Consider the following 12676-nt stretch of genomic DNA (forward strand, 5'->3'; position numbering starts at 1 on the left):
TCGTCGCGCCCGGCACATTCAGGACACGCCCAGTTCGTTGTCGATGAAGTCGAGAACCTGGGCCGCGGACGCGGACTCCAGCCTCTCCGCGGCGGTCATCTCTTGCTCCGCCGACTTTCGTGTCGCCTTCCACTTGGCCAGCAGGCCTTCGAGCCGCGCCGTGACCGCCCCCGAATCGCCGTCTTCCATCTCGAGACCGATCAGGGTGGCTTCGAGCCTGGCCAGTTCGTTGAGGACCGGATCGGCGCCTCCCCGGCCCGGTCTGGCGCCGACCGCCGGGGCGATGCGCTCCAGCAGGTATTCGGCGAGCACCGCCGCGTCCGGATAGTCGAAGACGAGGGCGGCGGGCAGGCGCAGACCGGTGGCGGCGGTGAGCCGGTTGCGCAGTTCTACGCCGGTCAGCGAGTCGAAGCCCAGCTCCTTGAAGTTGGTGTCCGCCTGCACCCCTTCGGCGTCCACGTGTCCGAGCACGGTGGCCACATGGCCACGGACCAACTGGAGGACGGCGCGGCGCTGTTCCGCGGCGGGCAGGCCCGCCAGCCGATCGGCCCAGTCGTCCGGCCGCGCGCCCGCTGCCGCCGCCGTACGCCGCGCCACCGTGCCTCCGGCACCGGCACCGGAGGTGGCGAGGGCGCGGAGCGTGGCGGGGAGGCTGTCGGCGGGCTGGGCGGCGAGGACGCGGGGGTTCATATCCGCCGCGATCAGCTGGTGGCCGCCGTGCTCGCACGCCGCGTCGAGCAGCCGGAGGGCGTGGTCCGCGGCCATCGCGGTGACGCCCGAGCGGGACATCCGGGCCAGGTCCGCGTCGGCGAGGCCGCCTGTCATCTCACTGGCCTCGGCCCACAGGCCCCACGCCACCGAGACCGTCGGCAGGCCCAGCGCCTGGCGGTGGGCCGCCAGCGCGTCGCAGAAGGCGTTGGCCGCCGCGTAGTTGGCCTGTCCCGGGCTGCCCATGACCCCGGCGGCCGACGAGAACAGCACGAACGCGCCCAGGCGCAGATGCGCCGTCGCGGTGTGCAGATGCGCCGCGGCGGCGGCCTTCGCCGCCCAGACCCGCGCCAGCCGCTCGGGAGTCTGCGCGGTGACGACGGCGTCGTCCAGCACACCCGCGGCATGGACGACCGCGGTCAGCGGATGCGCGGGATCGACCCCCGCCACCAGATCGGCCACGGCTGCCGCGTCGGTGACATCGGCCGCGACAATGCGTACTCGCGCGCCCAGGGCGGTCAGCCGGGCGACGAGATCCTGGGCGCCCGGCGCGTCCGGGCCCCGGCGGCTCACCAGCAGCAGATGCCCGATCCGCCATACGCGTACGAGGTGTTCGGCGACCAGCGCGCCCAGTGTGCCGGTGCCACCGGTGATGAGGACGGTGCCGTCCGGGTCGACCGGGGCGGGGACGTCCAGAACCAGCTTGCCGGTGTGCTTGGCCTGGCTGAGGTGGCGCAGCGCCTCACGTGTCCGGCTCAGCGGCCAGGTCCGAACCGGCAGCGGCGACAGGGGTGGGGTGGCCCCGGGCGCACGTGTGGACCCGGTGACTTCGGTGGCTTCGGTAGCCCCGGCGGCTCCGGTGGACCCGGTAGCTCCAGTGGCCCCGGCGGCCCCGGCAGCATCGGCGGCCCCGGCGGCCCCGGCAGCATCGGCGGCCCCGGCAGCATCGGCGGCCCCGGCAGCATCGGCGGCCCCGGCGGCCCCGGCGGCCCCGGCGGCTCCGGTGGACCCGGTAGCTCCAGTGGCCCCGGCGGCCCCGGCAGCATCGGCGGCCCCGGCGGCCCCGGCAGCATCGGCGGCCCCGGCAGCATCGGCGGCTCCGGTGGACCCGGTAGCTCCGGTGGCTCCGGTGGCTCCGGTGGCTCCGGTGGCTCCGGTGGCTCCGGTGGCTCCGGTGGCTCCGGTGGCTCCGGTGGCTCCGGTGGCTCCGGTGGCCTCGGCGGCCTCGGCGGCCTCGGCGGCCCCGGTGGCCTCGGCGGCCCCGGTGGCCTCGGTGACTCCGATGGACTCGCCGGCTCCGGTGGTGAACAGCTCGCCCAGTTCGCCCAGCATCCGGCCGATGCGTTCGGGTCCGGCACCGGTGATCAGGTCGTAGACCTGGTACGTCACCCCCGGGTGCTCCTCCGCGACGCGCTCTGGGTCACGGAGGTCGGTCTTGCCCATCTCCATCAGCCGTCCGCCCTCGGCCAGCAGCCGCAAGGACGCGTCCACGAACGGCCCGGCGAGGCTGTTGAGCACCACATCGACGCCACGTCCGCCGGTGGCCTCGCGGAACACCTCCTCGAAGTCCAGATCGCGCGACGAGGCCCGATGCGCCGCATCGATACCCATCTCCTCCAGCACAACGTGCTTGCCGGGGCTCGCCGTCGCGTAGACCTCCGCCCCCAGATGGCGGGCGATCCGTACGGCCGCCGTGCCCACACCGCCGGTCGCGGCATGGATCAGGACCGACTCCCCGGCCCGGAGCCCGGCCAGCTCCACGAGCCCGTACCAGGCGGTCAGGTATGCCACCGGCACCGAGGCCGCCTGCGGATAGGTCCACCCGACGGGAATGGGCGCCACCATGCGGCCGTCGGTCACCGCCGTCGGGCCGAACGCGCGGTCGAAGACCCCCATGACCCGGTCGCCCACCGCGAGCCCGGTCACCTCGGAGCCGTGGCCCAGCACCACGCCGGCGCCCTCGCCACCGAGCCCCGTCTGGCCCGGGACCATGCCCAGACTGATGAGTGCGTCGCGGAAGTTGATACCGGCCGCGTGCACCGCCACCCGCACCTGCCGCGGTCCGAGGGGCTCGAGCACCTCCGGGCACGGCACCGGCTTCACGTTCTCCACCGTGGCCGCGCCGGTCAGCTCCAGCCGCCATGCGGGCTGTCCCACCAGTGCCGCCACACCGCCACTGCTCATGCCACCGGCGCGCATCAGCCGGGGCACCCGAAGCCGCCCCGCCCGCAGTGCGACCTGCGGCTCGTCCAGGTGCGCCGCCCATGCCACCGCGCCGCGCACATCCTCCGCGAGCGGCTCGGTGCGCGGGTCGAGATCGACCAGAAGGAACCGCCCCGGATTCTCCGCCTGCGCACTGCGCACCAGCCCGCACACGGCGGCCCCGGCCACGTCCACGCCGCCGTCTCCGGGGGACTCCGCCTCGGGGGCGTCGATCGCGACGGCCCCCCGCGTGACCACCACCAGCCGGGCGTCGGCCAGCCGAGGTTCGGCCAGCCAGCCCCGCACGAGCTCCAGCACCCACTCCGAGGCCGCCAGACCGTCGGCCGCCAGGTCTGTGCCGATGTGCCTCTCGGACGTGTCGCCAAGGGCGAGCAGATACGCGATGGCCACCGAGGGAACGGGGCCGTCACCGTCGAGCGCGGACACCAACGCCTCCAGACGCGGATGGTGTACCGCGCCCGGCGCGATCGGCCCGCACTCGTCCGGCCCCAGAACCGCCCAACCGCCGCCGTCCGCCGGATCCGGCTCCTGGCCTTCGGTATCGGTGTCCTGTGCGGGAGCGGGCAGGGACGTCCACTCCAAGGTGAACAGCCCGTCCACCCGCGGCCCACCCGAGGCCCGCAGTTGGTCGACGGCGGCCGGTCGCATCACCAGCGAGTCGACGGTCAGCACCGGAGCGCCGACGGCGTCGGCCGCCTCGACCCGCAGCCCGCGCTCGCCCTCGGCGCCACCCGACTCCTGCCGCTGGGGTGAGAGCCGGACCCGTACGGTCGTGGCGCCGCCCGCCCACAGCGATACGCCGTTCCAGGCGAACGGCAGCCACACCCGGCCGTCGTCGTGGTCCTCCTCGGGCCGGTCGAGGAGGAACGCCGGATGCAGCGCGGCATCCAGCAGCGCCGGGTGGATCCCGAACCCCTCCGGGTCTCCGGCGGCCTCGGGCAGCGCCACTTCGGCGAACAGATCGGCGCCGTCCCGCCATACCGCCCGCAGTCCACGGAACGACGGCCCGTACGCGTACCCGGACGCCTCGGCGCGCTCGTAGAACCCGTCCAGCCGTACGGGCTCCGCGCCCACCGGAGGCCACGCCGGACCCGGTTCGTCCACCGGGCCCCGCGCGGGGCTCTGTGGCGACGACGGGCCCAGGACGCCCTCGGCATGGCATACCCAGCCCGGGTCGGCGCCCGGCTCCACATCGCGGTCGGGCCGGGAGTACACCCGCACATCGCGCCGCCCGTCCTCGGTGGCCACGCCGACCACCACCTGAACGCGCAGCCCACCCGACGCGGGCAGGACGAGCGGTACCTGGAGCGCCAGCTCCTCCACCCCGCCGCAACCCGCCTCGTCGGCCGCCCGCAGTGCCCACTCCACCAGCGCCGCGCCCGGCACCAGTACGGCACCCGCCATCACATGCTCGGCCAGCCGGCCACCGGCGCCACCGGCTGAGATCCGGCCGGTCAGCACCAGCCCGCCATCGGCGAGCCCGACGGCCGCCGGCAGATGTGCGTGCTCAACGCGCTGTAGCCCGGCGGCCCCCACGTCCCCGACGCCACCGCCCGCCGCCAGCCAGTAGCGCTCGCGCTGGAAGGCGTACGTCGGCAGATCCACCGTCCGGGGCGCCGGATCGGCCGGGAACCAGTGGGCCCAGTCGACGTCCGCGCCATTGGTGTGCAGTTGGGCGAGGGCGTGGCCGAGTGCGTGGGCATCGGGGCGTTTACGGCTCAGGGTGGCCGCCACCAGCGGGCTCGGCCGCCCGGCCACGCCTTCGCTCCCGCCCTCGTCGGTGTCCGTCGTCGCCTCGTCGGTGGCGAGGTGCTGAAGGGTGTGCTGGGTCGCGGTGGCCAGGACCGGGTCGGGGCCGAGTTCGAGGAAGACGCCCGTTTCGGGAGCGATATGGGTGATCGCGGGATGGAATCGCACGGGTTGGCGGATGTGCCGCACCCAGTAATCCGGTGTGGCCATCTCCTCGTCGGCCGGTTCACCGGTGAGGTTGCTGAGCACCGGAAGGGTGGGCCGGTGGAAGGCCAGGCCGCCGATGGACTGCGCGAACGGCTCCAGGATGGGGTCCATCAGCGGGGAGTGGAAGGCGTGGCTGACCGTCAGCGTCCTGGTCTTGCGGCCCCTCGCCGCCCAGGTGGCGCGGATGTCGGCGACCAGCTCGATCGGACCGGAGACCACGGTGTTGCCGGGGGTGTTCAGGGCGGCGATGCTCACTTGCCCGTCGTATGCCGCCAGATCCGCGGCGAGTTCGTCGGCCGTTGCGGCGATGGTGGCCATGCCTCCGCCGCTGGGGAGTTGGCCCATGAGTGTGGCGCGGGCGGCCACGAGTCGGCAGGCGTCGGGGAGGTCGAAGACCCCGGCGACATGGGCTGCGGCGATCTCTCCGATGGAGTGGCCGATGACGGCGTCGGGGCGTACGCCGAACGAGTCGAGCAGCCGCGCGAGGGCGATGTGCAACGCGAACAGCCCCGCCTGGGCGTAAGTGGTGTGGTCCAACAGCCCCGGCCGCTCGGCCACACCGTGGAAGACCACATCGCCGAGGGGATGTTCCAGATGGGGGTCGAGCAGCCCGCAGACCTCGTCGAACGCGGTGGCGAACACCGGGAACCCGTCGTACAGCCCGGCCCCCATCCCCTGGCGTTGGCTGCCCTGACCGCTGAAGAGCCACACGGTCTTGCCCGCCGCCGCTCCACTACCGGGGAGCACCACACCCGGATGGAGTTCGCCGGTGGCCAGCGCCTCCATGGCGGCCACCAGTTCGGCGCGGTCATCGGCCAACGCCACCGCCCGGTGCTCGAAGAGCGACCGGCTGGTCGCGAGCGACCAGCCCACATCGGCCACCGACATCTCCGGGTGCCCGGCCACCCGTTCGGCCAGCGCGGCGGCCTGGCCACGCAGCGCCTCCGCGCTCCGCGCGGACAGCGGCCACGGGACGGGCCGTAGGTGGTCGGGAGAGGTCACGGGCTCGGTCGTGGCGCGCTCGACCGGCTCGGAGGCCTGCTCAAGAAGGAGATGGGCGTTGGTGCCGGAGGCGCCGAACGAGGACACCCCGGCCCGGCGCGGCCGCTCACCGTTCGGCCACTCCACCGGCTCGGTCAGCAGCCGCACCGCACCGCTCTCCCAGTCCACATGGGGAGTGGGTTCGTCAATGTGCAGGGAGGCGGGCAGCGTTCCGTGCCGGATCGCCTGCACCATCTTGATGACACCCGCGACACCCGCCGCCGCCTGGGCGTGGCCGATGTTGGACTTGATCGAGCCGAGCAGCAGCGGCCGCTCGGCGGCGCGATCCTGACCGTAGGTGGCCAGCAGCGCCTGCGCCTCGATCGGATCCCCCAGCGTCGTACCCGTACCGTGTGCCTCCACCGCGTCGACGTCGGACGGCGACAGACCGCCGCTCGCCAGGGCCTGGCGGATCACCCGCTGCTGTGAGGGGCCGTTGGGGGCGGTGAGCCCGTTGGACGCGCCGTCCTGATTGACGGCGGAGCCACGGATCACAGCCAGGACGTCATGGCCGTTGCGGCGAGCGTCCGACAGCCGTTCCAGCAGCAGAACGCCCACGCCTTCACTCCAACCGGTGCCATCGGCCGCGGCGGCGAAGGGCTTGCAGCGGCCGTCGGGGGCCAGGCCGCGCTGGCGGGAGAAGCCGGTGAACACATCCGGGGTGGCCATCACCGTCACCCCACCGGCCAATGCCAGGGTGCACTCCCCCTGCCGCAGCGCCTGGCTCGCCAGATGCATCGCCACCAGCGACGACGAACACGCGGTGTCCACCGTCACCGCCGGACCCTCGAAGCCCAGCGTGTACGCCACCCGACCCGAGACCACACTGCCCGAACTGGCCAGCATGGCGTAACCCTCCAGCCGGGCGTCACCGCCGCTGAGCCCGGCGGCGTAGTCGTGGTACATCACGCCCGCGTAGACCCCGGTCGGGCTGCCCTTCAACGACACCGGGTCGATCCCCGCCCGCTCCAGCACCTCCCACGACGCCTCCAACAGCAACCGCTGCTGCGGATCCGTCGCCAGCGCCTCCCTCGGATTGATCCCGAAGAACGCCGCGTCGAACGCGTCGGCGTCGTACAGGAACCCGCCTTTGCGCGCGTAAGAGGTGCCGGGGTGATCGGGGTCGGGGTGGAAGAGCCCGTCCAGGTCCCAGCCCCGGCCGGTCGGAAACTCGCCGATGGCGTCACGGCCCGAGGCGACCAGATCCCAGAGCTCCTCCGGGGAACTGACCCCGCCCGGGAAGCGGCAGGTCATCGCGACGATCGCGATCGGCTCGTCCCCGTCGGCCCTCGCGGCGAGGGGGGCACGGGTCCCGACGGTCCCGACGGTCTCGCCGGTCAGCCGGGTGCACAGATACTCCGCAAGCACCCGAGGCGTCGGATAGTCGAACACCAACGTCGCCGGCAACCGCAACCCCGTCACCACCGACAACCGATTACGCAACTCCACCGCCGTCAACGAATCAAAACCCAACTCCTTGAACGCCACATCCACCCGCACCTCACCCAACGAACCAAACCCCAACACCACCGCCACACCACCCCGCACCACATCCACCACCACACCCAACCGACCAACCGCATCCAACCCCACCAACTCAGCCGCCAACCCCGAGGCCGACGGACCACCGGCCGCCATCCGACGGGCGGTCCGGCCGGACACCAACCCTCGCAGCACCGCCGGAAGCTCCTGACGACCCACCCCGACCGTGTCGAGGGCGGCGGCGACACAGAGGGAGCCGCCCTGCGCACAGGCGGCATCGAGCAGACCCAGTGCCTTCTCGCTGGACATCGCGGTGATGCCCGATCGGGACATCCGGGCCCGGTCCGTCGCGGCGAGGTTTCCGGTCAGCTCGCTCGACTGGGCCCACAGGCCCCAGGCCACCGACAATCCAGGGAGGCCACGGGCCTGACGGTGGGCGGCGAGGGCGTCACAAAAGGCGTTCGCCGCCGCGTAGTTGGACTGGCCCGGGCTGCCCAGGACACCGGCGGCCGACGAGAACATCGCGAACAGAGACAGCGGAAGACCGGCAGTGGCGGTGTGCAGATGCGCCGCCCCCATCGCCTTGGCCGCCCACACCCTGGCAAGCCGTTCGGGCGTCTGGGAGGTCACCACCGCGTCGTCGAGCAGCCCCGTGGCATGGATGACACCGGTCAGCGGATGGTCGGCGTCGATCCCCGCCACGAGCTCGGCCACCGCCGACCCGTCCGTGACGTCCACGGCGGCGATCCGCACCCGCGCGCCCAACTCCTCCAGCCGCGCTCCCAGCTCGTCGGCTCCCGGGGCGTCCGGCCCGCGACGGCTCACGAGGAGCAGATGGCCGACCTGCCAGGTGCGCACCAGATGTTCGGCCACCAGGCCGCCGAGGGTGCCGGTGCCGCCCGTCACCAGCACGGTGCCGTCGGGATCGAGCGCCACCGGGGCGTCCCGGTCCTCCAGATCGCTGTCGACGGAGGCACGGATCAGCCGTGGCACCCACACCTGCCCATCCCGCACGGCCAACTGCGGTTCGTCCAGGTCCACCGCTCGCGCGACGACGTCCCGTACGTTGTCCGCGCTGGCATCGGCCACCGGGTCTAGGCCGAGGTCGAGGTCGAGCAGCAGGAAACGCCCCGGGTTCTCCGCCTGAGCGCTCCGCAGAAGCCCCCAGAGCGCGGCGGCGGCCACATCCGTACCGCCCTCGGCGTCGGCTACAGTGACCGCGCCACGCGTCACCATGACCAAGCGGGCATCGGCAAGCCGGGGCTCGGCAAGCCACTGCCGCACCAGCGCCAGAGCCCGTTGCACCGTCGCCAGGCCAGCGGTGGCCAGGTCGGCCACGGCATCGGCATCGGCATCGGCATCCGGGCGCGGGAACTCGGCGAGCACCACGGCCGGGACCGGCTTCGTGTCATCAAGCCTCGCGAGCAACGCCTCCAGATCCGGGCCAGCGCCCTCGGCCGCCAGCACCGCCCAGCTGTCGCGACCGGCCACGGGCTCATCGGTCCGAGTCGGCTGCGGCAGTGGGGTCCAGTCCAGGACGAACAGACCGTCCACACCACGCGTTGCCCCAGCCCGCAACTGTTCCACGGCAGCCTGCCGCGTCACCAGGGAGTCGACCGTCAGAACGGGGTCGCCCACGGCATCGGCCACCACCAGCCGCACCGCGCGCTCGCCCTCGGCACCGTCCCGATACGGGGACAGCCGAACGCGTACGGTGCTGGCTCCGGCGGCCCACAGCGACACCCCGTTCCAGGCGAACGGCAACCACACCTGGCCGCCGTCCCGCCCCTGGTCAGGACCGGTGTCGAGCAGGAGGGCCGGGTGCAGGGCCGCGTCGAGCAGCGCCGGGTGGATGCCGAACCCGTCCGCGTCGCCCGCCACCTCGGGCAGCGCCACCTCGGCCAGCAGGTCCGCACCGTCCCGCCACACCGCGCGCACCCCCTGGAACGACGGCCCGTACGCATAACCCGCCGCCGCGGAGCGCTCGTAGAACCCCTCCAGATCAACCGGTTGCGCACCCGCCGGAGGCCATGTGCCGCCCAGCCCCTCGGCCGTCTGGTCCGCGCCTTCCTCCGCCGGACTCAGCACCCCCTCGGCGTGACACACCCAGCCCGCGTCGGCGCCCGGGTCGGCCTCGCCATCCGGACGGGAGTAGATCCGCACATCGCGCCGCCCGTCCGCCGCCGCCGCGCCCAACACCACCTGGACACGCAGCCCGCCCGACTCGGGCAGCACCAACGGGACCTGCAGCGCCAGCTCCTCGACCCCGCCGCACCCGACCTCGTCGGCCGCTCGCAACGCCCACTCCACCAGGGCCGCGCCCGGGGCCAGGACGGCGTCCGCCACGATGTGCTCGCCGAGCCAGCCATCACCGCCACCGGCCGCGATGCGCCCGGTGAGCAGATGGGTGCTGCCGTCGGCCAGCTCCACGGCGGCGCCCAGCAACGGATGGTTCGCGGCGACCAGGCCGAGCCCGCTGGGGTCACCGGTCGCACCTGAGGCGTTCATCCAGTAACGCTGGTGCTGGAAGGCGTACGTGGGCAGGTCCACGGTACGAGGGGTGGGGTCGGCCGGAAACGCCGCCTTCCAATCCACCTCGGCCCCGGCGATGAACGCCTGGCCGAGGGAGTGGAGGAGCTGAGCCTGACCACCGTGGTCGCGACGCAGGGTCGGTACGGCGACCGCGTCCACACCCGCCTGCTCGAACGTCTCCTGCATCCCGATGGTCAGCACGGGGTGGGTACTGGCCTCGATGAACACCCGATGCCCATCGGCCAACAACGCCTCGACGGCATCGGCGAACCGCACCCGCTCCCGCAGATTCCGCACCCAGTAGTCCGTGTCCAGGCCAGCCGCATCGACCCGGCCACCGGTCACCGTCGAATAGAACGCCACCCCACCCGCGCCACCGACGACCGGGCGGACACCCGCCAGAACCTCATTCAACTCCGCACGGATCTCATCCACCTGAGGGCCGTGCGAGGCATAATCCACCTCGATCAGCCGCGCCCGCTCCCCCACCTCCTGACACGCGGCCACGACGGCGGCCACCCGCCCCGGCGGACCCGAAACCACCGTGGACGAGGGGCCATTGACGGCTGCCACACCCACTCCGGCGGCCTGGTCCCCCAGGTCGGACAACAGCTGCCCCGCCCGCTCCTGGCCCGCCCCGAGCGACGCCATCGCCCCGCCCCCGGCCAGCCGCCGCAACGCCTTGCTCCGCAACGCCACGACCTTGGCGCCATCCTCCAGCGACAGCGCCCCCGCGACAACAGCCGCCGCGATCTCACCCTGGCTATGACCCACCACCGCCGCAGGACGTACGCCATACCCGGCCCACACCGCCGCCAACGACACCATCACCGCCCACAACACCGGCTGAACCACATCCACCCGCCCCAGATCCGCCGCACCCTCCACCCCACACAACACATCCATGAGCGACCAATCCACATACGACGCCAGCACCCGCTCGCACTCCGCCACCCGAGCCGCGAACACCGGGGACACCCCAAGCAGCTCCGCACCCATCCCTACCCACTGCGAACCCTGCCCCGGAAACACCAACACCGGACCCACAGCACCCGTCAGCACCGACGCACCCGACTCCACCACACCCGGATGCGAGACACCCCCCGCCAACGCCTCCATACCCGCCAACAACCCGGCCCGGTCGCCACCCACCACCACCGCCCGATGCTCAAACACCGACCGCGCAGTGACCAACGACCACCCCACATCGACCAACGAAGGCTCGAACACATCCCCCGCCCACTCAGCCAACGCCCCAGCCTGCCCCCGCAACGCCTCCACACTCCGCCCCGAGAGCACCCACGGAACCGGGCCCACCCCCGAGCAGGCCGGATCCTTCGGCACATCCTCCTCAGGAGCCTGCTCCACGATCACATGCGCATTGGTGCCGCTGATCCCGAACGCGGACACCCCGGCCCGGCGTGGCCGCTCGTTCCTCGGCCACTCCACCGGGTCCGTGAGCAGCCGCACCGCCCCTCCGGACCAGTCCGCCTGCGGGGTGGGCTCATCGACGTGCAGTGTGGCGGGCAGCAGTTGATGGCGGAGGGCCAGCACCATCTTGATGACACCGGCCACGCCCGCCGCGCCCTGCGTATGGCCGATGTTGGACTTCAGCGAGCCCAACAGCAGTGGCCGGTCCTCCGGCCGGTCCTGCCCGTACGCGGCGAGCAGCGCCTCTGCCTCGATCGGGTCGCCGAGCGTGGTGCCCGTGCCATGGGCCTCCACCGCGTCCACCTCGGCGGACGACAGCTGTGCGTTGATCAGCGCCTGGCGGATCACCCGCCGCTGCGAGGGGCCGTTCGGCGCGGTGAGCCCGTTCGACGCGCCGTCCTGGTTGATGGCCGAGCCCCGGAGCACCGCCAGCACCTGGTGGCCGTTGCGCCGCGCGTCGGACAGCCGTTCCAGCAGCAGGAGTCCCACGCCCTCCGAGAAGCCCGTGCCGTCCGCGGCGGCCGCGAAGGGCTTGCAGCGGCCGTCGGGGGCGAGACCGCGCTGGCGCGAGAACTCCACAAAGGTGTTCGGGGTGGTCATCACGGTCACGCCACCGGCCAGGGCCAGGGTGCACTCGCCCTGCCGCAGCGCCTGGCAGGCCAGATGCATCGCGACCAGCGACGATGAACACGCGGTATCCACCGTCACCGCGGGCCCCTCCAGGCCGAGGGTGAAGGCCACCCGGCCCGAGACAACGCTCAGGGTGTTTCCGGTGAGCAGATACCCTTCCGCGCTCTTTTCGATCTGCGGAGTGCCGAAGCCGAGGATGCCGGCGCCCGCGTAGACCCCGGTGGGGGTGCCCTTCAACGAAGCGGGGTCGATTCCGGCGCGTTCGATCAATTCCCAGGAGACTTCCAGTAGTTGGCGCTGCTGGGGCTCGGCCGCCAGGGCCTCGCGCGGGCTGATGCCGAAGAAGGTGGCGTCGAAGCCGTCGGCCCGGTCCAGGAATCCGCCGTGGCGGACGTAGCTGGTGCCGGAGTGGTCGGGGTCCGGGTGGAACAGCCCGTTCAGGTCCCAGCCGCGGTCGGTGGGAAACTCGCCGATCGCGTCCCCGCGCGAGGCGACCAGTTGCCACAGGTCTTCGGGCGAGGTGATTCCGCCGGGAAACCGGCAGGCCATGCTGACGATGGCCACCGGCTCCTGGGAACGCTCCTCCATCTCGCGAAGTCGCCGACGCGTCTGCCCCAGATCGGCCGTGACCTTCTTGAGGTACTGGCGGAGCTTCTCTTCGGTTCCCGACATC

At 72.8% G+C, this 12676-nt stretch carries 1 protein-coding gene; it reads right to left on the reverse strand.

Features of this window, described 5'->3' with window-relative positions; all coding sequences use genetic code 11:
* Nucleotides 1-18: 18 nt before the first annotated feature.
* Nucleotides 19-12675: a type I polyketide synthase gene (locus tag LIV37_RS05805; RefSeq protein ID WP_167525899.1), complete on the reverse strand. Its 12657-nt coding sequence runs from the start codon at nt 12673-12675 to the stop codon at nt 19-21.
* Nucleotide 12676: the final 1 nt, after the last annotated feature.

The sequence above is a fragment of the Streptomyces rapamycinicus NRRL 5491 genome (assembly GCF_024298965.1).
Classification (GTDB): Bacteria; Actinomycetota; Actinomycetes; order Streptomycetales; family Streptomycetaceae; genus Streptomyces; species Streptomyces rapamycinicus.

Excerpts from the sequence above, each read along its gene's own strand:
- LIV37_RS05805 (WP_167525899.1), bottom strand. The coding sequence starts at position 12,675 with ATGTCGGGAACCGAAGAGAAGCTCCGCCAGTACCTCAAGAAGGTCACG.